Below are 26042 nucleotides of genomic sequence, written 5' to 3' on the forward strand. Positions count from 1 at the left end.
CTCTTCGCCATGCTCCGAGACGGAACCCTCTACCAGGAGCCGGAACCACGAAACCACCCCGCAGCGGCTTGACGAAAACCATAGAGGCACCCCCCAAGATTCCTTTCCAGCCCCGGAGATTCCCGATGACTTCAACCGTTCTTCCCACCGTCCACCAGGACGATGCAGACCTGACGTCCCTTGGCTACCAGCCCACCCTCCACCGAAAGCTCGGCCGCTACGCTTCCTTTGCCGCCGGCTTTTCCTTCGTTTCCATCCTCACCACCATCTTCCAGCTCTTCGCCTTCGGCTACTCATTCGCAGGTCCCGCGTTCTTCTGGACGTGGCCCGTTGTCCTGGTGGGCCAGCTGCTGGTGGCGCTGAACTTCGCCGAACTCGCCGCCCGCTACCCACTCTCCGGAGCTGTCTACCAGTGGGCCCGGCGCGTCGGAGGAGAAGGCGTAGGCTGGTTCGCCGGCTGGTTCATGGCCATCGCGCAGGTGGTGACCGCCGCCGCGGCCGCCATCGCACTGCAAGTGGTCCTGCCCCAGCTCTGGGACGGGTTCCAGATCATGGGTGGCGACCCGGGACTCAACACCGTGACCGGGGCTTCGAACGCAGTGATCCTGGGCGCAGTCCTGCTCGTGGCCACCACCATCATCAACTCCCTGGGCGTGAAGCTCATGGCGCACGTGAACTCCGTAGGCGTCACCTGCGAAATCGTCGGCGTGGCAGCGGTGATCCTGGCGCTCGTCAGCGCCGCCCAGCGCGGACCGGACGTGGTTGCGGACACCACCGTCCTGCAGGGCTCCGACCTGGGCGCCGTGGGAGCCTTCCTGGTCTCCGGGCTGATGGCCGCCTACGTCATGGTGGGCTTCAACTCCGCCGGCGAACTGTCCGAAGAAACCAAGGACCCGCGCCGCACCGCCCCGCGCACCATCCTCTCCGCCCTGCTCATCTCCGGCATCGGCGGCGCCCTGATGATCATCACCGCCCTGATGGCCGCCCCCAGCCTGGACGACGGCCGCCTCGCCACTGAAGGCCTGCCCTACGTCCTCACCGCGGTCCTGGGCACCTTCTGGGGAAAGGTCCTGCTGGTGGACGTGGCCATCGCCATCTTCGTCTGCACCCTGGCGATCCAGACCGCCGGGTCCCGCCTGGTGTTCTCCATGGCCCGTGACGGCAAGCTCCCGGCCTCCCGCTTCCTCTCCTCCGTCCACCCCAGCCGCGGAACCCCCATGTGGCCCTCCATCGTGATCGGCGCCCTCGCCGTCGCGGTGCTGGCCATCAACGTGGGCAATGCCGCCCTGTTCACTACCCTCTGCAGCGTCTGCATCGTGATGGTCTACATCGCCTACCTACTGGTCACGGTCCCGCAGCTGATCAACCGCCTCCGCGGCGACTGGGCCCGGGTGGGACAGACGATGCCCGCGGACCTCTTCTCGCTGGGCCGCTGGGGCCTTCCAGTCAACATCCTGGCCGTCCTCTACGGCGGTGTGATGGTGGTCAACCTCGCCTGGCCGCGACCCGAGGTATACGACCCCTCCGGCGACAGCGGGCTCCTCCTGTGGTCCGCGCCGCTGATGGTCGTCGCCGTCCTGCTCCTGGGCCTGTGGGTCCGGCGCCGGAACCTGGCAGCCAGCAAGGCCTGACGGGCCGCCCCAGCTTTCCCAAGAACTTCCACGACAGCCAGGACTGACATGACACAGACCATCGAAACACCAGCCACCGGTACCGCCACCACGGCCGGCGCCCGCGCCCACGCCCGGAAGCAGCACGGAAAGACAGCGGAGACCATGCGCTTCGTCCCGGCCTCCTCCGCGCCGGGCCGCCTGCTGGCAGGAATGCCCGACGACGTGTCCCCCACATGGGTGGAGTCCCTCGCCTTTGGCCGCTACACCACCATGGCGCTGGCGCGCGGCACCCGGATCCGGCTCACCGACACCGAAGGCGATGCCTGCGTCCACACCCTCCTTTACCGGACGGGAGCCGTGCACGAACGCCTCAACACCGCCGACACCGTCAAGGTCCCCTGGCAGGCATACCCCGGCGCCGGCCACCCGCTGCTGTCCGATGCAGGCCGCCTGATGGCCACCATCATCACGGACACATCCTCCCGCCATGACGCCCTGACCGGTGCCACCACCCTCGCTGGCAACACCGCTAAATACGGGGCCGGGACCGTCCACAGCGCCTCACCAGCCGCCCGTGAACTGCTCACGCTCGGCGCCCTGAAGAACGGCCTGGGCACCCGGGACGTGGCACCGTCGCTGTCCCTCTTCAAGGGCATCGCCGTGGACCCGGCCGGAAGCATCACCTTCACCGGAAGCGCCGGGCCGGGTGCCGCCGTCGAACTCCTGCTCCAGATGGACGCAGTGCTGGTCCTGGCCAACACCGCGCACCCGCTGGACCCCCGCCCGGACTTCACCGGGACCGCCGTGGATATCGTCGCCTGGCATGCGCCGCAGGACCTCGGCGGACTCGAATCAGGCCGCCTGGTTGGCCAACTCAGCCCGGAACACCTGCAGGCCCTCCGCAACACCGAACACGACCTCACCGCAAGGAACATCCGATGAACGCCACCATTAATACCCGCCAGGACGCCGCAGACACCGCGCTCGCCGGCGGCACCGTGATCCTGGATGAATTCGTCGAGGCCCGCGGTCCCTGGTCGGCCGTGGTGGCCGCCGGGGACGTGCTGACCATCGTGGACCTGGAAGGCAACCAGGCCGTGGACTGCCTGCTCTACGCCGCGGCGGACACCACCGTCCGCTACTCGGCCCCCGCAACCATTGCCGCCCAGCGGTCGATTGTCCTCACCACGGGCTCCGTTCTGCGGGCGGACACCGGAGCGCCCCTGATGACCGTGATCGCTGACGAAGTGGGCGTCCACGACACTATCGGCGGTGCCTGCTCGCAGGAATCCAACACCCTCCGCTACGGCCAGCACACCCGCGAACAGCACGCCTGCGTGGAGAACTTCCTGGTCGAGGGCTCGCGCTGGGGCCTGGGCAAGCGGGACTTGGTGTCCAACATCAACTGGTTCATGAACGTTCCGGTGGACCCGGACGGAGCCCTGGGCATCGTGGACGGACTGTCCGCCCCCGGAAAGCGCGTCGCGTTGCGGGCCGAAGTGGACACCTTGGTGCTCGTCTCCAACTGCCCGCAGATCAACAACCCCTGCAACGGCTTCAACCCCACTCCCGTCCGCATGATCGTCACCCGGCCGGAGGCTGCGCTGTGAGCAACAACCTGAACACCTTCGACACCCTGCTGGTCGCCAACCGGGGCGAGATCGCCTGCAGGATCATCGCCTCAGCGAGGAAGCTGGGCCTGCGCACCGTTGCTGTCTTCTCCGAGGCTGACCGGGGCGCCAAGCACGTCCGCCTCGCCGACGAAGCGGTGCTCCTGGGCCCCGCCCCGGCCAAGGAGTCCTACCTGCGGATCGACGCCATCCTGGGCGCCGCCAAGGCAACCGGCGCAGGTGCCATCCACCCCGGCTGCGGCTTCCTTTCGGAGGACGCCGCCTTCGCTGAGGCTGTGGAAGCCGCAGGTCTCGTCTTTGTTGGCCCCACGCCCGAGCAGCTGCGCATCTTCGGCACCAAGCACACAGCGCGCGACGCCGCCCGGGGGGCCGGGGTGCCCATGATCGCCGGTTCCGGGCTGCTTGAGGATGTGGAAGCCGCCGTCGAAGCTGGCAGGACGATCGGGTTCCCGCTCATGCTCAAGGCCACCGGCGGTGGCGGCGGCATCGGCATGACGGTCTGCCGTTCCGAAGCCGAGCTCGCGGAAAGCTTCCCGCGGGTGGCGCGGCTTGCCGGCGCCAGCTTCGGCACCGCCGGCGTCTTCGCCGAGCGGTACGTCGAGAATGCTCGTCACGTCGAGGTCCAGGTCTTTGGCGACGGCGAAGGGCGGGTTGTGAGCCTGGGCGACCGCGACTGCTCGCTGCAGCGGCGCCACCAGAAGGTCCTGGAGGAAGCCCCGGCGCCAGACCTGCCCGAAGAACTCCGCGCGGAGCTCCACCGCACCTCCCGCGCACTCTGCGCCTCGCTTAACTACCGCTCCGCCGGCACGGTCGAGTTCGTCTACGACTCCGGGCGCCAGGAAGCCTCCTTCCTGGAAGTCAACGCCCGGTTGCAGGTGGAACACCCGGTCACCGAGGCCGTCACCGGCGTGGACCTGGTGGAATGGATGCTCCGCCTGGCCCAGGGCGGCCAGGAAGCGCAGGCGGTCCTCGCAGAGGTACCGGACGCACTTCCCGTGGCTGGCCATGCCGTAGAGGCCCGCGTCTACGCCGAGGACCCGGCCCGCGGCTTCCAGCCCAGCGCCGGAACTGTCACCAACGCGGCCTACCCCGGGGCGGGAGAAGCGCGGGTTGACGCCTGGGTGGAAACCGGCACGGAAGTCTCCACCAACTACGATCCCCTCCTGGGTAAGATCATCACCTCCGGGGCCAACCGCGCAGAGGCCTTTGACCGCCTGGCCGCAGCCCTGGAGAACACCCGCATCGACGGCATTGAGACCAACCTGGGCATGCTCCGTGCCGTCGGCGGCATGGGTGTGGTCCGCAGCGTGCAGCACTCCACCAGCACCCTGGACTCCGTGGGCGACCCGGAACCGCGCATCACGGTGAACCGCCCCGGCCTGCAGACCAGCGTGCAGGACTGGCCGGGCCGGACCGGCCTTTGGCAGATCGGTGTCCCGCCCAGCGGCCCCATGGACGACCTGTCCTTCCGGCTCGGCAACACCGCCCTGGGTAACCCGGAGGGCGCTCCGGGCCTGGAGTTCACCGTGACCGGCCCCAGCCTGACCTTCACACACGCCACCACCGTCTGCGTCACCGGCGCTGAAGTGACAGTGACCGTTGACGGTACGGAGGTGCCCGCATGGACGCCCGTGACAGTCCCGGCTGGGGGAACGCTCGACGTCGGCACGGCAGCCGGCAAGGGCCTGCGCGGCTACATCCTCTTCCAGGGCGGCCTGGACATCCCGGAGTACCTGGGCAGCGCCTCCACCTTCACGCTGGGCCAGTTTGGCGGCCACGCAGGGCGGGTCCTCCGGGCAGGCGACGTGCTCCGCGCCGTCAAGGGCCCCGCGGGTCAAGCCACGGAAACCGCAGTACCCCTGGACAGCCGTCCCGCAGTCACCTCCACCTGGGAACTGGCCGTGGCCGAAGGTCCGCACGGTGCCCCGGAGTTCTTCCAGCGCGAAGACATCGACGAGCTGTACAGCGCGGAGTACGAGGTGCACTTCAACTCCGCCCGCACCGGCGTCCGCCTCATCGGCCCCAAACCCCGCTGGGCACGGACCGACGGCGGCGAGGCAGGCCTGCACCCGTCCAACATCCACGACACCGCCTATTCGGTAGGCGCCCTGGACTTCACCGGCGACACCCCCATCCTGCTCGGCCCGGACGGACCCAGCCTGGGCGGATTCGTCTGCCCCGTCACGGTGGTGACGGCCGAGCGCTGGAAGCTGGGCCAGCTCCGTCCGGGGGACAAGGTCCGGTTCGTGCCCATCAAAGCCAGCCAGGCGCCGTCGTCCAAGGATCTGGGACCCGGGCGGCAACTGGCGCTGCCCGGCGGCGCCGGATGGTCGGCGAACCCAAGTGCGGCGGCTCCCGCTGTTGGGGCGGGCCGGCTCCGCGGGGATGGCGACGACGGCGTACTGGGCCGGGTGCCGGAAGGTTCCGGGCGGCCCGCGGTCACCTACCGCCGGTCCGGCGATGACAACCTGTTGGTCGAATACGGCGACATGGTGCTGGACCTTGGCCTGCGGTCCCGCGTCCACGCCCTGCATCAGCACATCGAGGCGCTCCGCGTGCCCGGCGTCGTGGACTTGACCCCAGGGATCCGGTCGCTGCAGATCAAGGTGGATCCGTCCGTCCTGTCCACCACGCGGCTGCTGGACCTGGTCCGGGAAGTCGAAGCCGCACTGCCCGCAAGCTCCGAACTGGTGGTGCCCAGCCGCACCGTCCGCCTGCCGCTGTCCTGGGACGATCCCGCTACCCGGGAGGCAATCGAACGGTACATGGCAGGCGTCCGGGACGACGCGCCCTGGTGCCCGTGGAACATCGAGTTCATCCGCAGGATCAACGGTCTGGACTCCGTCCACGATGTGTTTGACACCGTCTTCAACGCCGAATACCTTGTCCTTGGCCTGGGCGACGTCTACCTGGGTGCGCCGGTGGCCACCCCCCTGGACCCGCGGCACCGCCTGGTAACCACCAAGTACAACCCCGCCCGTACCTGGACGCCGGAGAACGCGGTGGGCATCGGCGGCGCGTACATGTGCATCTACGGCATGGAAGGCCCCGGCGGCTACCAGTTCGTGGGCCGCACCACCCAGGTGTGGTCGCGCTACGCGGATTCCGCCCCATTCGAGCCAGGATCGCCGTGGCTGCTCCGCTTCTTCGACCGGATCTCCTGGTACCCCGTCAGCCCCGAGGAACTCCTGGACCTGCGTGCCGACATGGCCGCTGGACGCGGCCGGGGCGTGGAGATCGAGGACGGCACCTTCTCGCTGGCCGAGCACGAGGCATTCCTGGCGGAGAACAGTGGGTCGATCGAGCTGTTCCGGGAAAAGCAGGGCGCCGCCTTCGCCGTGGAACGGCAGGCCTGGGCCGACGCCGGCGAGTTCGACCGGGCGGAGGCGCTCGCCGCCGTCGTGGCCCCGGCGGTGGACGACGTGGAGGTCCCGGAAGATGGTTTCCTCGTCTCCGCACCCTTCGCCGCCAGCGTCTGGAAGGTGGACGTGGCGGCCGGCGACCGGGTGGCCAAGGGCCAGCCGCTGGTGTCGCTGGAGGCCATGAAGATGGAGACCGTCCTGGAAGCACCCTGCGACGGCGTGGTACTCCGCGTCCTGCCGACGGCAGGTTCGCAGGTGGTTTCCGGTGAGGCAGTGGTGGTCCTGGGCGCCGCCGACCCCGATCCCGCTGGGCTGGACACACTGGAACTGGAAGGGGCAACAGTATGAGCACCACAAGCACCGGCAACGCCACCCGGCGCGTGAAGGCAGCGCTCGCCGCCATCGACGCAGTGGACCGGCCCGAAATCTGGATCACCCTGCGCGGCGCGGACGATCTCCTGGCCGAGGCAGCCGCCATCGACGCTGCGGTTGCCGGTGGCGCCGACCTCCCGCTGGCCGGACTCCTGCTCGCGGTCAAGAACAACGTGGACGTGGCAGGCATCCCCACCACGGCAGCTTGCCCCGCCTTTGCTTACGTCCCTAACAAGGACGCCGAAGCCGTGGCCCGGCTGCGGGCCGCAGGTGCCCTGGTCCTGGGGGCCACCAACCTGGACCAGTTCGCCACCGGGCTGGTCGGCACGCGGAGCCCCTATGGAGCTGTCCGCGACTCCCGCCGCCCGGACCACATCTCGGGCGGGTCCAGTTCCGGGTCAGCCGTGGCCGTGGCACTGGGCCTGGTGGACATCGCGATTGGTACTGACACGGCCGGCTCCGGCCGCGTGCCTGCCGGGCTGCAGGGCATCGTGGGCATCAAAGCCACCCTGAACGTGGTCTCCACGGCCGGGGTAGTGCCCGCCTGCCGGTCCTGGGACGCCGTCACCATCTTTGCCCGGCACCTGGACACCGCCGAACTCGCCATGGGTGTCATGGCAGGCAACTCCCGGGCGTGGCCCGCGGACGTCCGGCTGGCCGCGCCATCAACCCCCCGGGTGGCGTATCCGACCACCCTGCCGGCCCTTCCGCCGGCATGGGCGGCCGAGTTTGGCCGGCAGGTCGACCGGCTCACTGCCTCCGGCGTGGAAGCAGCCCCCATCGAGTTCGACGACTTCCTCCAGGCAGCACGGCTGCTGTACGACGGCGGCCTGGTTGCTGAACGCCACGCCGCCGTGGGCGGCTTCCTTGCGGCGTACGACGCCGGCGCGGAAAGCCAGGCAGGGATTGATCCCACAGTGGGACGCATCATCCGTGCGGCCGGCACGGTGCCGGCGCACCGGTATGTTGCCGACACGGCCCGGCTTGAGGAGCTCAAGGCCCAGGCCATGGCCCGACTGGAGGGTTTCGACGCCTTGCTGGTTCCCACGGCACCGTTCCACCCGACGCTGGCCGAGGTCGCCGGGGACCCGGTGGGCGTGAACTCCGTGCTGGGCACCTATACCAACTTCTGCAACCTGTTCGATCTCTGCGCCGTGGCAGTCCCTGCCGGGGAAGTGGACGGCGCCCAGTTCGGACTCACGGTGGTGGGCCGGACCTTCGATGACGCCCTGGCCGCTGACATCGCCCGCCGCATCGAAGCGACTCCGGCCCCGCCGGCGCTCTTCGCCGCCGCGGCAGTGCCGGGCGGTGCAGGACCGGAGGCAACCGCAGCGGCCGGCCAGCCGTCGTCGTCCATCCCCTGGCCCCTGGCCGCGGGGGCTGGTGCCGTACCTCTGGTGGTGGTGGGTGCGCACCGCAAGGGGCAGCCGCTGGCGCCGCAACTGGAGGAGCTCGGCGCATTCTGGGATGGCCCGGTCCGGACGGCTCCGCGCTACCGGATGGTGGCCCTGGACACGGTGCCGCCCAAGCCGGGCGTGTACCGGTCCGACGACGGCGCCGAGCTGGTGGGGGAGCGGTGGCTGCTGTCCCCGGCCGCCCTGGGGACGTTCCTGGCAGCACTCCCCGAACCCATGCTGCTGGGGTCCGTTGAGCTCGCTGATGGTTCCACCGCTGTCGGGTTCGCCTGCGACGCCGTTGCCGCCCGGCACGGGGAAGACATCACCGCATGGGGCGATTGGCTGGCCGACCGCAGTGTGGCACCGAACCCGCGGACTGTGTGGCGGGGCCTCGGAGAGGTTGCGCTCGCCGGGTTCAGCCGCGGGGAACGGGGATAGCGTCAGGGGCGTCCGGGCGGGGATTCCCGCCCGGACCTTCGTCCTTGAAGTACGCCGAGATGTCCGCCACCAGTTCCTTGACGGCAGCCGGAATGGAACCGTGGACGCATTTGGGGGACAACTGGAAGGTACTCCCAGGGACCGCTGCGTGGAGCCGTTCCGCCGTCGCCTTGTAGTAGCTGGGGCTTTTTCCGCCAGCCATGAAGTGGGTGCCGGGAGGCAGCACGCTGAAGTCCCTTGCGTGGTCCTTCTCGTCGTACGCGGCCCTCAGCTCGCCCACGCCGCTGGGCATGACCTGGCGGAACATCCTGTTGACCTTGGTGCGGGAAAGTACCGCCATCAGGCCCGCCAGGACCGGTTCCGGGATCCTGGCCATGGCGGATCCCGCGCTGGTTGCCTTTTTCATGTGGGCCAGTGCGTGGCCCACCCTGCCGTTGTTCACGGCATCCTCGAAACCGTCCAGCCACCTGGTGTCGATGCTGCCGTCAATGTTCACCGCCGCGTCATAGACCGCCAGCTTGTCCGGTACAAAGCCGCTCCCGGTGAACTCCTGCACCGCGTTCAGCGCCACGGATCCGCCCAGGCTGTGGCCCAGGATGTTCCGTGCGCCGGTGGCGGCGAGGACGGTCCGGACATCCTCGATTTCCGTCGCCATGGAATAGTCCGGGGGCTGTTCGGTCGAATTGCCGCGGCCCCGGCGGTCATAGACGTCAACCGCCCAGCCTTCACCCAGGCCCTTCGCCAGCTCGATCGAGAACGGACGGTAGATCAGGGCCGTAAGGAACGCGCCGCCGATCAGCAGCACCCGCTGTTCCCCGGGCGCATCCTCCGTGCCGTAGCTGTATAAAGCCAGCCTGCCGCCGTCGTGCGTTGGAAGTAGCCGTTCTTTCACCCGCCCAATCGTAGGGCCCCAGCCTGCGGGGCAGCTGGGAATCCGGGTTTTGAAGTCCCGGTAAACTTGATGATTGTGACTTCCCAAAACACCCCCGCGCCCAAGAACGCCCCAGAGCCCGTAGACGCCAGCGAGCAGATGCGGATCCGCATGGAAAAGCGCGCCAAACTTCTTGAGCGCGGCGCGGAGGCGTACCCCGTGGGAGTGGAGCGGACGCATTCCCTCGCCGAGATCCGGGAAAAGTACGCCCACCTCGAGGCGGACGACACCACCGGGGACATCGTGGGCGTCACCGGCCGTGTGGTCTTTGTCCGCAACACCGGCAAGCTCTGCTTCGCCACCCTGCAGGAGGGCGGCACCGACGGCAAGGGAACGCGCCTGCAGGCCATGCTCAGCCTGGCCAACATCGGCGAGGAAGCCCTCGCCGACTGGAAGGCCCTGGTTGACCTTGGCGACCACGTTTTCATCAAGGGTGAGGTCATTTCCTCCCGCCGCGGCGAGCTGTCCATCATGGCCGACTCCTGGTCCATGGCCTCGAAGGCCCTTCGCCCGCTGCCGGTGCTGCACGCGGACCTCAACGAGGAAACCCGCGTCCGGCAGCGCTACGTGGACCTGATGGTCCGCGATGAGGCGCGCGAAATGGTCTACACCCGCGCCGCGATCACCCGCTCCATCCGCGAAACCCTGTTCCGCCACCGCTACGTGGAGGTGGAAACCCCCATCCTGCAGCTGGTGCACGGCGGCGCGCTGGCGCGTCCGTTCGAGACCCACATGAACGCCTTCGACCAGAAGATGACCCTGCGCATCGCCACCGAGCTGTACCTCAAGCGTGCAGTGGTGGGCGGCATCGACCGCGTCTACGACATGGGCCGCGTATTCCGCAACGAGGGCGTGGACTCCACCCACAGCCCGGAGTTCACCACCCTTGAGTGCTACGAGGCCTGGGCCGACCAGTTCATCATGGCCGAGCGGATCAAGGAGATCATCCTCGACGCCGCCGACGCCGTGGGTGCGGGGCGCGTCCTGCAGACCGAGGCGGGGGAGATCAACCTCGACGGCGACTGGGCCTGGCTGCCGGTCTACCCCGGACTGTCCGACGCCGTGGGGCTGGAGATCACGCCGGACACCTCCGCTGAGGTGCTTCGGGAGATCGCAGCCAAGCACGACGTCAAGGTGGATCCCAAGTGGGACGCCGAGAAGCTGGTGGTGGAACTCTTCGGCGAAATCGTGGAGCCCACCCTGCTCAACCCCACCTTCGTCTACGACTACCCGCCCTCCGCCCAGCCGCTGGCCCGCCCGCACCGTGAGGATGGGCGCCTGATCGAGGCCTGGGACCTGATCATCGGCGGCATGGAGCGCGGCACCGCCTTCTCCGAGCTGATCGACCCCGTCATCCAGCGCGAGCGGCTCACCGAGCAGTCCCTGCACGCGGCCGCCGGCGACGTGGAGGCCATGCAGCTTGACGAGGACTTCCTGCGCGCCCTGGAGTACGGCGCTCCTCCCATGGGCGGCATCGGCCTGGGCATCGACCGGCTGGTGATGCTGTTCACCGGCGCCGGCATCCGCGAAACCATCCTGTTCCCCCTCCTGAAGCCCGAAGGGCACTGACCATGGAATACGTAGCAGTCATCCTTCCCTCCCTGGTGGTGGGCCTGCTGTTCTGGTTCGCCATGAAGGCGATCTTCAACGCGGACAAGGCCGAGCGGCAGGCGGAGGCCGCTGCCCAGGCCGAAGCAGATGCCCGTCCGGTGCCTCCCGCGGACCGGCCGGACCCCGAATCCAAATAACAAAACCCCCTGTTTCCACGGTTTATCCCCAGGGAACCATTAGGCGCTTTGACGCGTTGCCAAGATAAGAGTCATACTTTTTTTGGGAAACATCCTGCTTTTCTGAAAACCGACTTTCCAGCAAGAGGAAGACCTTAATGGCACAGAAAGTAAACATCATCCTCGTTGATGATTTGGATGGGGGATCCGCGGACGAGAATGTTAAGTTTGGCCTCGACGGGGTCAACTACGAGATTGACCTGTCGGCAGCCAATGCCGCTGAACTTCGGTCTTCACTGGAGAGGTTCATCAACGCAGCACGCAAGGCGTCCGGCGGCGGCCGTGCGCAGCGGGCAAAGGCACCAGCCGGTGGCCGCAGCCACGATTCGGCGCAAATCCGGCAATGGGCGCGGGATAACGGCTACACCGTTAACAGCCGCGGCCGAATTCAAGCCGAAATCCAGGAAGCCTACCAAAAGGCAAATTCCTAGGGCTGCCTTCGGCTCCACTGAAACCCCGCTTACCGCCGCAAGGCGGGGCGGGGTTTTCAATTTTGATATGGGAAGCTGCACGTGCAACCGGCGGTTGTTCATAATGACGCCATTCGGGCGTTTCCCGGCTGTCCAAACCCCGCAGCCCTATTCCATGCGGTGCGCGGTTCAATAGCTGCCCTGCCCTGCTATTTTCTGCGCCTGCGGGCCCGGTCCGCCGTGCTGCAGCTTCCTGCGGCCGGTATTCCCGCAAGACGCCCGGTTTCCCCTGTGGCGAACACGCTCCACAACTCAGGACCGGCCACGTAGCATCAAAGTACGTCGTAGCTAGGAGTGTGGCGAAATGTTTGAGCGATTTACGGACCGTGCCCGTCGCGTAGTTGTGCTTGCCCAAGAAGAGGCACGCATGCTGAACCACAATTACATCGGTACCGAACACATCCTCTTGGGTCTGATCCATGAGGGTGAGGGTGTTGCCGCCAAAGCTCTTGAGTCTTTGAGCATTTCGCTCGACGGCGTTCGCGAGCAGGTGCAGGAGATCATCGGGCAGGGCCAGCAGGCTCCCTCCGGCCACATCCCCTTCACCCCACGTGCCAAGAAGGTACTGGAGCTCTCGCTGCGCGAAGCCCTCCAGCTGGGCCATAACTACATCGGCACGGAGCACATCCTGCTCGGCCTGATCCGCGAAGGTGAAGGCGTTGCCGCCCAGGTGCTGGTCAAGCTCGGCGCCGACCTCAACCGGGTCCGCCAGCAGGTCATCCAGCTCCTCTCCGGCTACCAGGGCAAGGAAACCACCGGCGCAGGCGTAGGCGGCGGACAGCCCGAGGGCGCACCCGCCGGCTCCGTGGTCCTGGACCAGTTCGGCCGCAACCTGACCCAGGCTGCGCGCGAGAACAAGCTGGACCCGGTCATCGGCCGCGAGCAGGAAATGGAACGCGTCATGCAGGTCCTTTCCCGCCGCACCAAGAACAACCCTGTCCTCATCGGTGAGCCCGGCGTCGGCAAGACCGCCGTCGTCGAAGGCCTTGCCCAGGCGATCGTACGCGGCGACGTTCCGGAGACCATCCGGGACAAGCAGCTCTACACCCTGGACCTTGGTTCGCTGGTGGCAGGTTCCCGTTACCGCGGTGACTTCGAAGAGCGCCTGAAGAAGGTACTCAAGGAGATCCGCACCCGCGGCGACATCATCCTGTTCATCGACGAGATCCACACCCTTGTGGGTGCCGGTGCCGCCGAAGGCGCCATCGATGCAGCCTCGATCCTGAAGCCCATGCTGGCCCGCGGCGAGCTGCAGACCATTGGCGCCACCACCCTGGACGAGTACCGCAAGCACATCGAAAAGGACGCCGCCCTGGAGCGCCGCTTCCAGCCGATCCAGGTCAAGGAACCCTCCGTGGCGCACGCCATTGAGATCCTCAAGGGCCTGCGCGACCGGTACGAGGCACACCACCGCGTCACCATCACCGACGGCGCCCTGGCCTCCGCCGCCAGCCTCGCCGAGCGCTACATCTCGGACCGCTTCCTGCCGGACAAGGCGATCGACCTGATCGACGAAGCCGGCGCCCGGCTGCGCATCCGCCGCATGACCGCTCCGCCGGAGCTCAAGGCAATGGACGAGCGGATCTCCAAGCTGAAGATGGAGAAGGAATCCGCCATCGACGCCCAGGACTTCGAAGGTGCAGCTTCGCTCCGCGACAAGGAGCAGAAGATGATCTCCGAGCGCGCGGAGAAGGAACGCCAGTGGAAGTCCGGCGGCATGGACGACATCTCGGAAGTGGATGAGGACCTCATCGCCGAAGTGCTGGCCAACTCCACCGGCATCCCTGTCTTCAAGCTGACCGAGGAAGAATCCTCGCGCCTGCTCAAGATGGAAGAGGAACTGCACAAGCGCGTTGTGGGCCAGGACGAGGCCATCAAGGCACTCTCCCAGGCCATCCGCCGTACCCGTGCAGGCCTCAAGGACCCCAAGCGCCCCGGTGGCTCGTTCATCTTCGCCGGCCCCACCGGCGTCGGCAAGACCGAACTGGCAAAGGCACTCGCGGAATTCCTGTTCGGTGAAGAGGATGCCCTCATCACGCTGGACATGTCCGAATACTCCGAGAAGCACACCGTTTCGCGGCTCTTCGGTGCCCCTCCGGGCTACGTCGGCTACGAAGAGGGTGGCCAGCTGACCGAGAAGGTCCGCCGCCGTCCGTTCTCCGTGGTGCTGTTCGACGAAGTGGAAAAGGCCCACGCGGACCTCTTCAACTCGCTGCTGCAGATCCTCGAGGACGGCCGCCTGACCGACTCCCAGGGCCGCGTGGTGGACTTCAAGAACACCGTGATCATCATGACCACCAACCTGGGTACCCGGGACATCTCCAAGAGCGTCGCCACAGGCTTCCAGTCCGGCACCGACACGCAGACCGGCTACAACCGCATGCGTGCCCGTGTCACCGAGGAGCTCAAGCAGCACTTCCGCCCCGAGTTCCTGAACCGTGTTGACGACGTCGTGGTGTTCCCGCAGCTCACCCAGGACGAGATCATCGAGATCGTGGACCTGTTTGTGACCCGCCTCGAGAAGCGCCTCAAGGACAAGGACATGGGCATCGAGCTGACTAAGGCCGCCAAGGTGCTCCTGGCAACCCGCGGCTACGACCCCGCCATGGGCGCCCGGCCGCTGCGCCGCACCATCCAGCGCGAGATCGAGGACCAGCTCTCGGAGAAGATCCTGTTCGGCGAGATCCACCCCGGCGACATCGTCGTGGTGGATGTCGAAGGCGAAGGCGACGACGCGAAGTTCACCTTCGCCGGCAACGCCAAGCCCCGCATCCCGGAAATCGCCCCCAGCGTCTAAGCGCCACACTCGAAGGCCCCGCCACTCCACATGAACTGGTCCCCGATTGTTGGACTCACAAATGTGTGATGTTCACTTTAGCGACTAGCGTGGGCTCTTCACGGAAGTTCCCCGCCCCCACCTTGGGGCGGGGAACTTCTTTGTTACTGAGAAACTTAGAACGTCACCACATGCTCGTCGACCAGGGGCTACAAAACGTCGGGCGACCTTTCCTTGACTGAACCTTGTAAATGTAACGGTGCATTGATACATTGCGTGTCAATTGGTTGATACATACGGAGGTCGCCGTGCAGCAGTGGAGAATCACCCTACTGGAGTTGTCACCGCTGCTCCTGGCCGCCGTTTTGTCTATTGGTATATGGCTGGCGACACGGAAAGACCGGACCGTGCTGAGGGGCCGCGCGGGTGTGCTCGCAGCCAGCGGCGGCCTGCTTCCGGTGGTAGTCAGCTTTCTATACTCGGTGGTGGCAATCACGCCGCAGCTTCTCGCATGGACGGGAACGGATGTGAGCATTGGTCTTCAGGACGCCAGATTCTCCATGCCATTGGTTGCCGGGCTGGTCGCGTTGGCCATACTCTCTGTCCCTTGTCCTCGGAAGCCTCCCGGATCGACGACCGCAGGCATCACCCGGAGGACAGCTTTGACTTTCCTCTCCGCAGGCTGGACGGTCGCCCTGATCGCAGTAGTTGGCGTTACGATTGCCCTCTCACTGGCGGCAGGGCTGGCATCCGCCCCAGACGAAACAGGCCGTTACGCCATGTTCAATTTCAAGATCGGCACTATGAGCGTGAGCTCTACGATCTACGGCTGGTACTACTCGGTTCCGGCGATGCTCCTCCTGATACTTCTGATCACCACCGCGTGGGTAGGCCTGGCACTTGTTGCCCGCCGGCCGCTGAGTGAGCCCAGAGAACAGGACGCTGTTGTGCGACGAGTCAAGAGCCGCAACATTATCGCGGTGACCACCGGTGCTTTACTCTTCCACCTAGCTGCGATCCTCGGCTCGTTGGCTGGAACATCCAGGGTGGGAGGTTCGCTCCCCACAGATACCGCCGGAATAATCAGCGTCGGGTCCCCCTTCGCCGCCCTGGGCCCCTTTCTCAACTCCAGCAGTTTTGTGGCAACGTGCCTTGGCGCGGCGGTCTGCCTCAGCGTTGTCCTCACGGCCGTTCCTTGGACCGCCAGGGTCCGACAGTCCACCATCAAAACCGCGCCATGATCATCGCCCTTTCCACCACTGGCGGGACGCCAGCAGAACAGATACACGACCAGATTCGCGGGCTCATCACCACGGGGGCACTTGCTGCAAACGAACGGCTCCCGTCTGTCCGGCAGCTTGCCGCGGATCTTCGCGTCGCCCCCGGCACGATCGCGAAGGTCTACAAGCAGCTAGAAGAAGAACAGTTCGTTGAAACTCGAGTCGGAGCCGGCACACGCGTCAGCCCGCACGCGGCGGCCGTCTCCAAGGACGTCGCTCGAGCTGCCAGAAAGCTAACGGACATATGCAAGCGCGACAACCTCGAACTCAACGAAGTCCTTCAAGTCATCCGTGCTACCTGGTAGAGGACGGTGCCATGCCGGCAGAAGGACCGGTAACGGCCGCTGGGCGTTCAGCCATCAGAAAGCTGTGAATGCGTCGGGTCGCCTGACCAGAGTCAGAGGAGGGACACCGCAGACCGACACCGGGCGGAAAGCTATGACGCGAGCATCTGAGCCCGGTACTGAACCGGGCTCCTCCCTTTGAGCGTGGTGGAGATTCTTTCGGTGTTGTACCAGTGGATGTACTCGTCGAGTGCTGCTGTTAGGGCTTCGGTGCTGAGGAAACGGACACGGTGGAAGAGTTCCTCCTTGAGGTGCCCAAAGAAGTTTTCCATCACCGCGTTGTCGTAGCAGTTGGCTTTGCGGGACATTGATTGGACCGCACCGGCCTGCCCCAAGAGAGTGCGCCAGGATACGTGCTGGTACTGGAACCCCTGGTCTGAATGCACGAGTGGCTGCTGCCCAGGCTCCAAGCATTCCAAGGCTGCACGCAAGGAGTCGTTAGTTAGATCCAGGTTCGGGGAAGTGCTGATGCTGTGAGAGATGATTTGCCGGTCGAAGAGGTCCATGACCGGCGAGAGATAGAGCTTGCGGTCTCCGACGCTGAACTCGGTCACATCCGTGACCCACTTCTGGTTGGGTGCAGTGGCATCGAACTTCCTGTTCAGGAGGTTCGGCGCGATCATGCCTTGCTCGCCTTGGTAGGAGCTGTAGCGCTTCCTGCGTCGGACCTTGCAGAACAGGCCGAGTGCCCGCATCAACTTCAGCACAGTCTTTTTTGCAACGGTCCAGCCAAGATTGAGCAGCTCCCTGTGCACCCGCCGGTGCCCGTACCGGCCATGGTTCTTCTTGAAGATGTCCCTGATGGAGGCCTTGAGCTCCTCTTGGGCGTCAGGGGCTTGAAGGCGCGCCTGGTGATAGAAAAACGTGGATCGCGCCAAGCCCGAGACCTGAAGAAGAAGCGGAAGCGGGAAGTCAGCCTTGAGGGCGATGAGGGCCTGGACCTTCACCTTTGTTTTTGAGCCCTCAAGGCTCGCAATTTTCCCAGATACGCGACTTCGGCCCGCAGACGTTCGTTCTCCCGCCGTAGCCGTTCCAGCTCGGATACTTCTGCAGGCGGTGGGGAGTCCGGCTTCCGGGGTCTGCCCTTGGGCTTGGGGCGTAAGGCGTCCACGCCTTCACGACGGTAGGCACGCACCCACGACTTGAGAAGCACGGCCGAAGATAAGCCGGCCTCTTCCGCCAAGGCCGGTGCAGTCTCACCAGCAAGGAACCGTTGCACCAGGGCGAGCTTGAATTCGAACGTGTACGACTGAGCAGGCTTCGTCACCAGCGCACCTTGACCATGGATCCTCCACCGCCGATACAGCCTCTTAACAGGCCCACTAGACTCACGAGACACACCCAGCATGGTGGCTGTCGCCGTGTAAGCAAGGCCTTTCTCAAACCACGCTACAGCCGTTGCGCGCTGATCGGCCGACAAAGAACTACTTGAACGCAAAACTGCTCCCCGGAAGTCGAAACTGAATTTTCAGTCCAACTTCCGGGGAGCAGTTCAACAAGGAGCGGCGGGGCTTTCGCGTTGCCACGTCACTCCCGTGGCTGCCTGGACCGCAGAGGCGCGTGGCGGCTGTGACGGGCGGCACAAGCCGTGTTGAATCGGGGCATGGCTAATCAGAATCCGGCGATCCCGGACGAGCAACCACTGACCCCTTTCCACGACCTCGACCACTACCTGTCCATCCCGCGGGTAAGCGGCCTGGCCCTCAGCCCGGACGGTTCGCGTTTGGTGACCACCGTCGCCACCCTGAACGGCAAGGGCACCGAGTTTGCCACTGCCCTGTGGGAGCTGGACCCGGCCGGGCAGAAGCGCGCGCGGCGCATCACCCGCAGCGCCAAAGGCGAGGCGGGTGCGGCTTTCGCCGCGAACGGCGACGTCTACTTCACGTCCGCGCGTCCCGACCCGGACAGCCCGGACGAATAGCCGGTCAACGCACTTTGGCTCCTTCCCGCGGATGGCGGCGAAGCCCGGGTGGTGCTCAGCCGTCCGGGCGGCGTCAGCAAGGTGATGACGGCCAGGGATGCCGATGCGGCGTTCGTGACGGCCGAGGTACTGGCCGGGTCCGCCGACGAGGAAGACGAGGCCGCGCGGCGCAGGTCCCGCAAGGACATGAAGGTCTCGGCCATCCTGCACAGCGAGTACCCGGTCCGTTTTTGGGACGCCGACCTGGGCCCGGGCCAGCCCCGGATCTTTGCGGTGGAGCAAGGGGAAGACAAAGGTGCCGGCAGGCCGCCGACTGTTGACGCCACCGCGCCGTTGGTACTGCGCAATCTCACGCCGGACGCCGGTCCGCGGCTGAGGGAGGCAGAGACGGTGGTCAGCCCGGACGGTAAAACGATCTACAGCAGCTATACGAAACCCCTGGCCAGGGCGGACAGCCGTTCCATCCTGGTGGCGATTGATGTGGCATCAGGCAGCCGCAAGGTCCTGCTCGACCACGAAGGAATGAGCTACTTCCCCGGCCCGGTCAGCCCGGACGGCAGGACCCTTGTGGTTGTCAGCGAGAGCGATTCCACGCCCCGGCGGGCCCCTGAAATCAAGATGCACCTGCTGGACGTCTCCGGGGCCGCCGGGAATGCCAGCGGCCTGCAGCCACTGGCCCACGACTGGGACCGCTGGCCAAAACCGGCGGCATGGCTTCCGGACGGCTCCGGCATCCTGGTCACAGCGGACGACGACGGCGCGTCACCGGTTTTCCGGATCAGCGTTCCGTCGGCTGCCGCTGAAGTAGGCGTCACCCGCCTGACGCAGGACGCCGCGGCATATTCCGACGTCGTAGCCTCGCCTGAGGGACGCAGTGCCTATGCCTTGCGCAGCTCCTACCAATTCCCCGCCGAAGCCGTGAAGATCGATCTCGCCACAGGGGAAACCACCCGACTTCCTGCCCCCGCTGAACGACCGTCCTGCCCCGGCCGGTTGGAACGGATCGCGGCCACGGCCCGGGACGGCTCCCGGGTCCCCGCCTACCTCGCCCTCCCCGGGGGCGCATCGGCAGACAATCCGGCGCCCCTGCTCCTGTGGATCCACGGCGGTCCGCTGGGGTCATGGAACGCCTGGACCTGGCGCTGGAACCCTTGGCTCCTCACAGCAAAGGGATACGCCGTGCTGCTGCCGGATCCTGCGCTGTCCACCGGTTACGGGCAGTCCCATATCCAGCGCGGCTGGGGCTCCTGGGGCAAGGCGCCGTTCACGGACCTCATGGCCGTTACCGATGCGGCCGTCGCACGGCCGGACATCGATGAGACCAGGACTGCCGCGATGGGCGGCTCCTTCGGCGGGTACATGGCCAACTGGGTGGCGGGCAACACCGACCGGTTCAAAGCGGTTGTCACCCACGCCAGCCTGTGGGCGTTGGACCAGTTCGGCCCCACCACTGATGCCTCGCAGTACTGGCTGAAGGAAATGACCGAGGAAATGGCGCTGGAAAACTCGCCGCACCTGCATGTCGGGAACATCAGCACCCCCATGTTGGTGATCCATGGGGACAAGGATTACCGCGTTCCCATCGGGGAAGGCCTGCGGCTCTGGTACGAGCTGCTGTCCAAGTCCCGCCTCGCGGCTGACCAGGACGGGCAGACGCCCCACCGCTTCCTTTATTTCCCCGACGAAAACCACTGGGTCCTGCAGCCGCAGCACGCCAAGGTTTGGTATCAGGTGGTGGAGTGGTTCCTGGCCAGGAACGTTCTGGGCCAAGAGACCGACCTGCCGGCCGAACTAGGCATCTAGATTCATGGTCATCGCGCCATCGGCCGAGACATTTGCCGGCGCCTGCACGGTCCTCGCTTTGACGGCGCCTACACAAATGCCTGACCGCCGACGCTTGAGGGCGGACCACCATTAGCGAAGTGAGGGCGCCGGTGCTATTTGTGTAGCTTGCGTCAGAGCGACGAAGGAGCAGCAAGCTGCAAATGGCGCCGGTACCCGGATGCCCCAGCCCGTCCGCAACCAATAGCAGCCGTCGCGCCTCGTAGGATGGCTTTGTGACCGACTCCTTCCACATCCGCCCAGCACGCACCAGCGACGTCCCTGCCATCAAGAGGCTGGTGGCGCCCCTGGCCGAGGAGCGCATCCTGATGGCGAAGGAGACGGTGGCCTATTACGAGAGCCTGCAGGAATTCCGCATCGCAGAGTCCAGCGACGGCGAAATGATCGGTTGCGGGGCGCTGCACGTCATGTGGGAGGACCTCGCCGAAATCCGCACCTTGGCAGCATCCGGGGAGTGGCGCGGCAAGGGCGTGGGACATGTCCTGGTGGAGAGCCTGCTGGAGGAAGCGCGTGCGCTGGGAGTCTCACGGGTCTTCTGCCTCACCTTTGAAGTGGACTTCTTCAAGCGCCATGGGTTCGAAGTAATGGCGGACCAGTCGGCGGTGGACCCTGAGGTCTACTCCGAGCTTCTTCGCTCCCATGACGAAGGCGTAGCGGAATTCCTGGACCTGGCACGCGTCAAGCCGAACACTCTCGGCAACACCCGGATGATCCGGACCCTCTAGCAAGGTGTAGTGTCCACTTCCTGCGGACGCCTCTTGGTTTTATTCGATTTGATGGATAAACTGGCCGAGTCCGATATGTGGGGGGCCTCAGGAAAGGGACAGTCATTGGGGGCTGTCCCTTTCCTGCGTCCGGCCCAGCGCTCCACTCTTGCAGGCGAAAAACCCGGGCTGACCGAACCTACCGCCCGTGGTGACCCCGGTAGTAGGGTCGGAGACACATCCTTCAGGAGCACAGCCAGGAGCACCGCCATGAAGAAACTCATCAACGATCCAAAAGCCGTCGTCCAGGAAACCGTCCAGGGCTTTGGCCTGGCGCACGCAGGGCTGGTGAATGTCAGTGAAGACCCCATTTACATCACACGCAAGGACGCGCCTGTGGCCGGCAAGGTGGGGCTGGTTTCCGGTGGCGGCAGCGGGCACGAGCCGCTGCACGCCGGTTACGTTGGACGGGGTATGCTCGACGCCGCCGTGCCGGGGGCTGTATTCACCTCACCTACGCCGGACCAGATCCTTCCGGCCACCCTCGCGGTGAACTCGGGCGCCGGGGTGGTGCATATCGTCAAGAACTACACCGGGGACGTCCTGAATTTCGAAACGGCCGCCGAGCTGGCGGAGGCGGAGGGCGTCAGCGTCCGCACCGTCCTGGTCAATGACGACGTAGCGGTGGAGGATTCGCTGTACACGGCAGGCCGCCGCGGCGTGGGCGGTACCGTGCTGGTGGAAAAGATCGCCGGCGCCGCCGCCGAGCGCGGTGACGATCTCGACGCCGTTGCCGCCGTCGGTGAACGGGTCAACGCCAACGTCAGGACCATGGGTGTCGCCTTGTCTGCCTGCACGGTTCCGCACGCGGGGAAGCCGAGTTTTGACCTGGCCGAGGACGAAATCGAGATAGGCATCGGTATCCACGGTGAGCCGGGGAGGCACCGGATCGCCATGGAAAACGCGGACAGCATCACCAACCGCCTGCTGGAACCCGTCCTGGCGGACCTGAAGATCGCATCCGGCGACAAGGTCCTGCTGTTCGTCAACGGCATGGGCGGCACCCCGCTCAGCGAGCTCTACATCGTATACCGCAGGGCCGTGCAGGTACTGGCCGACGCCGGCGCCACGGTGGAACGTTCGCTGGTGGGCAACTACATCACCGCGCTGGAGATGCAGGGCTGCTCCATCTCGGTGCTCAGGCTCGACGACGAGCTCACGGAACTCTGGGATGCGCCCGTGCACACCGCGGCGCTGCGCTGGGGCGTGTAACCATGCACCTGGACGTCAATTGGGCGGTGAAGTGGCTTACCCTGTGCGCGCAGGCCATGGCTGAGCACCGTGTTGAACTCATTGAACTGGACCGGGCCATCGGGGATTCGGACCACGGCGAGAATATGGACCGCGGCTTCCAGGCCGTCCTGGCCAAGCTTGGTGAATCCACTCCGGAGACGCCGGGGGCGGCGCTGAAGATGACCGCCATGACGCTGATGTCCAAGGTCGGCGGGGCAGCCGGCCCCCTTTATGGCACCGCGTTCCTTCGCGCCGCCACCGCCCTTGGGGATTCTGCCGAGATCGATGCCGCAGCGCTGGCAGCTGCCCTTGCTGCCGCGCGCGATGGCATCGTGGCGCGCGGAAAAGCGGAGTCCGGGGACAAGACCATGGTGGACGCGTGGACCCCGGCCGTTGACGCTGCACGGGCAGCGGCCGACGGCGGCAGCACCAACGTCCTCGGCGTCCTGGTTGCGGCCGCCGAGGCTGCCGAAGCAGGGGCAGTATCAACCGATCCCATGGTGGCCCGCAAGGGCCGCGCCAGCTACCTGGGTGAACGCAGCGCCGGCCACCGGGACCCTGGTGCTGTCTCCAGTGCGCTGATCCTGCGCGCGGCCGTCGGGGCGGCTGCGTGACCGTCAGCATCGTCGTGGTGTCCCACAGCGAAAAAATTGCCGACGGAGTGGTGGAGCTTGCCGCCCAAATGGCGCCCGACGTCGTCATCCTGCCCGCCGGAGGCACCGATGACGGCAGGATCGGCACCAGCCTGGAGAAAGTCCTTGCTGCCCTGGAACAGGCAGGCACCAGCGGGGACGGGACCGGGACGACCGGGATGGGTGCAACCGGGACAGTGGTCCTGACCGACCTGGGCTCGGCCGTGATGACCGCCGAATCGGCGCTGGAGTTCCTGGAAAACCCCGCCGGCGTCCTGCTTGCCGACGCGCCGCTGGTGGAAGGACTGGTGGCGGCGGCCGTCGCCGCCCAGGGCGGGGCGGACGTGCATGCCGTCAGGAAAGCGGCTGAAGCGGCGCGGGGTGCGGCGGCCCAGCCGGGGCCGGGAGGGGCGGACTCGGGGACGGAGCCTGTCAGCAGCGCAGCCCCCGACTGTACGGGGGACTTTGAACTGGTGAACCAGGCGGGCATGCATGCGCGGCCTGCCGCAAAGGTGGCAGGAGGCCTGGCCTCCCTTGACGCCGAGGTCACCATCAACGGCGTTGACGGCGCCTCCATGACCGGACTGATGACCCTTGGCGCAGGCAAGGGCACAGTGCTGCATGTGGAAGCGTGGGGGGCGGACGCGGAACGTGCCGTGGAGTACGTGGGCGGCCTGGTGGAGGCCGGCTTCGGCGAGCCATAGGCTCCCCGGCCGTCCCTGGGAATAAGCTCGATGGCATGGAACGGCCGTTTACAGAGAACTCCCAGGAAATTGAAGTGCTGGACGGCCAAATCTCCGTGGAGGAACTGCTCGCGGAACTGGGCTTCGACTGGAGTGCTGAAAAGGCGGCCAGCGGCGGGGCGCTTGAAAATCCAGACGGCGAAACTTTCACCCAGCCGGCGCTCTTCTAGCCCTGCGTCTTCCGGGAGGCCTTGGCCTAGCCCAGCGGGAAGACGCCGATGAACCAGAACGAGGCGACGGCAAACACGGCGAAGAACGCAATCAGGCATCCCATTGCCGTGCGCGGCTCGGATGAAACCTGGAGTGACTCGTTGGGGTTAGCCGGGTTGTAGGCCACTTCGATCAGCGATCCGGGCAACGGCTGCTTCACGCCGGAAATCTCCGACTTGCCCATGAAGAGGGTGCCTTGTGGATCCGTGAACTGGTACGTGGGGTAGTAGCGGAGATTCCGGCTGGCGCCGCCCACGCCGCCGGTCCAGCCGGTGGTGCTGCCGGTGACTGTGGCCTGCGCCTTGGGCCATTGAGCCATCAACCGTGCCTGACGCCTGGTCCGCCGCCCCGCATAGACCAGCGAAAAAATCGCGGCAGCAATGAACAGCGCCCACACGATGTACAGAATGGTTTTCATGGTTCCCCCGGCTCCGGTCACCAAGAAGTATGCCATCCCGGCCCGCGCGGCCGGCCGGTCAGGCTGGGAGGCGGAAGCCGCCGTCGTGCATTTCCGCCAACCCGTCCGCCAGCAGCCCCGCCAGCGCCCGCTCCAGCTGCTCCGGGGCGGAGTTGAGCCGGTGCAGCGCGGCGAGGGGCACGCCTATCCCTTCCGCGGCGTGGCCAAGGTCGGCAGGTTCACGCTGGAACATATCCGGGTGCACCGGTGCCTCAGCCAGCCGCAGCACGGCCATGACCGCGCCCCGCACCTGCCGGTCCGTGCCGTGCCAGGACTGGCCCTTGGGAACGTACGACGGCGGCGGCTCGCCCGCCGCGAGCCAGGCACAGGAATCCTTCACCGGGCAGGCAGCGCACTTGGGTGCCCGGGCAGTACACAACAGCGCTCCCAGTTCCATGACTGCTGCGTTCCAACGCACTGAGGTTTCGTCGTCGTCCGGCAACAGGGCCGCCGCCAGGCGCATCTCCGCTGCCGTCAGGGCCGGAGCCGGAAGCGCGGCGCCGGAAACCAGCCGGGCGTGCACCCGGCGGATGTTGGTGTCCACCACCGTTTCCCGGCGGCCGTAGGCGAAGGCTGCAACGGCTGCAGCCGTGTAGCTGCCCACCCCGGGAAGGGCCAGCAACTCCGTATAGGTGTCCGGAACCTTGCCGCCGTGGTCCTGCACGATGGCAGTTGCCGCGGCGTGCAGCCGAAGCGCTCTCCGGGGGTACCCCAGCCGGCCCCAGGAGCGCACAGCCTCTCCGGCCGGTTCTCCCGCGAGGGCGGAGGGGGTGGGCCAGCGTTCCAGCCACTGGTGCCAGACCGGAAGCACGCGCACCACAGGGGTCTGCTGCAGCATGATTTCGCTGACCAGCACGCCCCAGGGGGAGCAGTCCGGCTCGCGCCAGGGCAGGTCGCGTGCGATGCCGTCGAACCAGGAGGTGACCCGGCGGTGGAGCACCTGCAGGTCTGCATGGCCCGTTGCGGCATCCGCGGCAGCGGTGGAGGGGGAGGTTTGAGTGTCGATGCCAACACTGTAATGGAAGGGCTCCGCCGCGCCGCAAACCGGGTGTGACCAGAGCAATGGGCGCGCGGCGGCGTGGTGGCAGTGCAGAACCGGCGGGTTTCCCTAGCCTAGGAGGATGGGCAGGCAAGGCAATTCACCAGCACGCGGCACGGCAACGGGTTCCAGCACCGTCCGGAAGCCGAGCGCCGCGGTCTACCGCCGCCGCCGGCTGGTTGTTGGCGGCGCCCTGTTGCTGGTGATCGTGCTGCTGGTCAGCGGGTTTGCGCTGGCGGGTGCCTTCACTGGCGGCTCGCGGCAGGCATCATCCACGCAGCCTTCTTCGCCCGACCCTGCTGCCACCGGCGCAGCCACCCCCTCTGCTGCCGCCGCGCCTTCCGCTTCAGTATCGGCAGCACCTTCCGCAACGCCGTCGCCCACCGCTTCCGCAACCGCCACCTGCAACCAGAACCAGGTCACGGTGGCCGCTTCCACGGACAAGCCGGCCTACGGCCCCGGCGAAAACCCCATGCTCACGCTGAAGGTGACCAACGGCGGGACCGTCCCCTGCGAGGTCAACATCGGAACGTCGCAAATGGAATTCCTGGTGACCAGCGGCTCGGACCGGATCTTCTCGTCAAAGGACTGCCAGGCCTCCAGCGAGGACCTGGTGAAGGTGATTGCTCCCGGCGCAAGCGAGACCGCAAACTTCCCCTGGGGCCGGAACCGCAGCACGGACGGCTGCAAGGCAGTGGCAGCAGCTCCCGGCGGCGGGGGTGCCTACTACATCTTCACCGCGAAGCTGGGCTCCCGTGCAAGCCCAAAGGCCGTCTTCCAGCTGAACTGACTTTCGCACC

At 66.4% G+C, this 26042-nt stretch carries 22 protein-coding genes and 1 pseudogene; 18 read left to right on the forward strand and 5 right to left on the reverse strand.

Features of this window, described 5'->3' with window-relative positions; translation table 11 throughout:
* Positions 1–125 precede the first annotated feature (125 nt).
* The 5 genes from J2X98_RS14800 to atzF are packed head-to-tail and all read left to right on the forward strand — an operon-like array spanning position 126 to position 8813.
* On the forward strand, positions 126–1631 hold the full coding sequence (locus J2X98_RS14800) for an amino acid permease (RefSeq protein ID WP_307309541.1): 1506 nt from the start codon (positions 126–128) through the stop codon (positions 1629–1631).
* A 48-nt stretch (positions 1632–1679) separates the two neighbouring features.
* Positions 1680–2555, forward strand: coding sequence for an urea amidolyase associated protein UAAP1 (locus J2X98_RS14805; protein ID WP_307309544.1), 876 nt, complete (start codon positions 1680–1682; stop codon positions 2553–2555).
* Complete coding sequence (locus tag J2X98_RS14810) at positions 2552–3223, forward strand: urea amidolyase associated protein UAAP2 (RefSeq protein ID WP_307309547.1); 672 nt, start codon at positions 2552–2554, stop codon at positions 3221–3223. Before J2X98_RS14805 ends, J2X98_RS14810 begins: the two co-directional genes overlap by 4 nt.
* An 8-nt stretch (positions 3224–3231) precedes the next feature.
* A complete protein-coding gene (gene uca, locus J2X98_RS14815) occupies positions 3232–6954 on the forward strand; it encodes an urea carboxylase (protein ID WP_307309766.1) in 3723 nt (1240 codons plus the stop codon).
* On the forward strand, positions 6951–8813 hold the full coding sequence (gene atzF / locus J2X98_RS14820; protein WP_307309550.1) for an allophanate hydrolase: 1863 nt from the start codon (positions 6951–6953) through the stop codon (positions 8811–8813). The genes uca and atzF overlap by 4 nt, the downstream gene beginning before the upstream one ends.
* Here atzF and J2X98_RS14825 read toward each other — a convergent pair.
* On the reverse strand, positions 8791–9705 hold the full coding sequence (locus tag J2X98_RS14825; RefSeq protein WP_307309553.1) for an alpha/beta fold hydrolase: 915 nt from the start codon (positions 9703–9705) through the stop codon (positions 8791–8793). The two genes, atzF and J2X98_RS14825, sit on opposite strands and share 23 nt — an antisense overlap.
* Positions 9706–9774: 69 nt before the next feature.
* Here J2X98_RS14825 and lysS point away from each other — a divergent pair, with 69 nt between their 5' ends.
* The 6 genes from lysS (at position 9775) to J2X98_RS14855 (ending at position 16362) form a co-directional block, all read left to right on the forward strand.
* On the forward strand, positions 9775–11313 hold the full coding sequence (lysS, locus tag J2X98_RS14830) for a lysine--tRNA ligase (RefSeq protein ID WP_307309555.1): 1539 nt from the start codon (positions 9775–9777) through the stop codon (positions 11311–11313).
* Positions 11314–11315: 2 nt separating this feature from the next.
* The gene (locus J2X98_RS14835) at positions 11316–11492 is read left to right on the forward strand and encodes a hypothetical protein (RefSeq protein WP_307309557.1); all 177 of its coding nucleotides are present in this window, start codon (positions 11316–11318) and stop codon (positions 11490–11492) included.
* 137 nt (positions 11493–11629) lie between these two features.
* Positions 11630–11962: a histone-like nucleoid-structuring protein Lsr2 gene (locus J2X98_RS14840; RefSeq protein ID WP_141944448.1), complete on the forward strand. Its 333-nt coding sequence runs from the start codon at positions 11630–11632 to the stop codon at positions 11960–11962.
* A 343-nt stretch (positions 11963–12305) separates the two neighbouring features.
* Complete coding sequence (locus tag J2X98_RS14845; RefSeq protein ID WP_141944445.1) at positions 12306–14798, forward strand: ATP-dependent Clp protease ATP-binding subunit; 2493 nt, start codon at positions 12306–12308, stop codon at positions 14796–14798.
* A gap of 287 nt (positions 14799–15085) precedes the next feature.
* Positions 15086–16018, forward strand: coding sequence for a hypothetical protein (locus J2X98_RS14850; RefSeq protein ID WP_307309562.1), 933 nt, complete (start codon positions 15086–15088; stop codon positions 16016–16018).
* On the forward strand, positions 16015–16362 hold the full coding sequence (locus tag J2X98_RS14855; RefSeq protein ID WP_307309565.1) for a GntR family transcriptional regulator: 348 nt from the start codon (positions 16015–16017) through the stop codon (positions 16360–16362). The genes J2X98_RS14850 and J2X98_RS14855 overlap by 4 nt, the downstream gene beginning before the upstream one ends.
* 131 nt (positions 16363–16493) lie before the next feature.
* On the opposite strand, the gene J2X98_RS14860 is transcribed toward J2X98_RS14855, so the two are convergent.
* Both J2X98_RS14860 and J2X98_RS22250 read right to left on the reverse strand, forming a co-directional pair.
* The gene (locus J2X98_RS14860) at positions 16494–17348 is read right to left on the reverse strand and encodes an IS3 family transposase (RefSeq protein ID WP_373460896.1); all 855 of its coding nucleotides are present in this window, start codon (positions 17346–17348) and stop codon (positions 16494–16496) included.
* Positions 17345–17668 (reverse strand): helix-turn-helix domain-containing protein, encoded by a 324-nt coding sequence (locus J2X98_RS22250; RefSeq protein WP_373460897.1) that lies wholly within the window; start codon positions 17666–17668, stop codon positions 17345–17347. Before J2X98_RS22250 ends, J2X98_RS14860 begins: the two co-directional genes overlap by 4 nt.
* 336 nt (positions 17669–18004) lie before the next feature.
* Here J2X98_RS22250 and J2X98_RS14865 point away from each other — a divergent pair.
* The 6 genes and pseudogenes from J2X98_RS14865 to J2X98_RS14890 all read left to right on the forward strand — a co-directional run bounded on the left by J2X98_RS14865 (position 18005) and on the right by J2X98_RS14890 (position 23706).
* Positions 18005–20125 (forward strand): annotated as a pseudogene (locus J2X98_RS14865) (prolyl oligopeptidase family serine peptidase).
* A gap of 254 nt (positions 20126–20379) precedes the next feature.
* Positions 20380–20889, forward strand: a complete 510-nt coding sequence (locus tag J2X98_RS14870; RefSeq protein WP_141944441.1) for an amino-acid N-acetyltransferase — start codon at positions 20380–20382, stop codon at positions 20887–20889.
* Between the two features lie 249 nt (positions 20890–21138).
* A complete protein-coding gene (dhaK, locus tag J2X98_RS14875) occupies positions 21139–22140 on the forward strand; it encodes a dihydroxyacetone kinase subunit DhaK (RefSeq protein ID WP_307309568.1) in 1002 nt (333 codons plus the stop codon).
* A 2-nt stretch (positions 22141–22142) separates the two neighbouring features.
* A complete protein-coding gene (gene dhaL / locus J2X98_RS14880; RefSeq protein WP_307309570.1) occupies positions 22143–22775 on the forward strand; it encodes a dihydroxyacetone kinase subunit DhaL in 633 nt (210 codons plus the stop codon).
* Positions 22772–23497 carry a dihydroxyacetone kinase phosphoryl donor subunit DhaM gene (gene dhaM, locus J2X98_RS14885; protein WP_307309572.1) on the forward strand — a complete coding sequence of 242 codons (726 nt, stop codon included), beginning with the start codon at positions 22772–22774 and terminating at the stop codon, positions 23495–23497. Before dhaL ends, dhaM begins: the two co-directional genes overlap by 4 nt.
* A 35-nt stretch (positions 23498–23532) precedes the next feature.
* Positions 23533–23706: a hypothetical protein gene (locus tag J2X98_RS14890; protein ID WP_174237547.1), complete on the forward strand. Its 174-nt coding sequence runs from the start codon at positions 23533–23535 to the stop codon at positions 23704–23706.
* Positions 23707–23732: 26 nt separating this feature from the next.
* On the opposite strand, the gene J2X98_RS14895 is transcribed toward J2X98_RS14890, so the two are convergent.
* Positions 23733–24164, reverse strand: coding sequence for a DUF3592 domain-containing protein (locus J2X98_RS14895; protein WP_141944434.1), 432 nt, complete (start codon positions 24162–24164; stop codon positions 23733–23735).
* A gap of 58 nt (positions 24165–24222) precedes the next feature.
* Positions 24223–25149, reverse strand: coding sequence for an A/G-specific adenine glycosylase (locus J2X98_RS14900; protein ID WP_307309771.1), 927 nt, complete (start codon positions 25147–25149; stop codon positions 24223–24225).
* 175 nt (positions 25150–25324) lie between these two features.
* On the opposite strand from J2X98_RS14900, the gene J2X98_RS14905 reads away from it, so the two are divergent.
* Entirely contained in the window at positions 25325–26032 is a 708-nt protein-coding gene (locus J2X98_RS14905) for a hypothetical protein (protein WP_307309578.1), read from the forward strand.
* Positions 26033–26042 lie beyond the last annotated feature (10 nt).

The organism is Pseudarthrobacter enclensis (genome assembly GCF_030811655.1).
GTDB lineage: Bacteria > Actinomycetota > Actinomycetes > Actinomycetales > Micrococcaceae > Arthrobacter > Arthrobacter enclensis_A.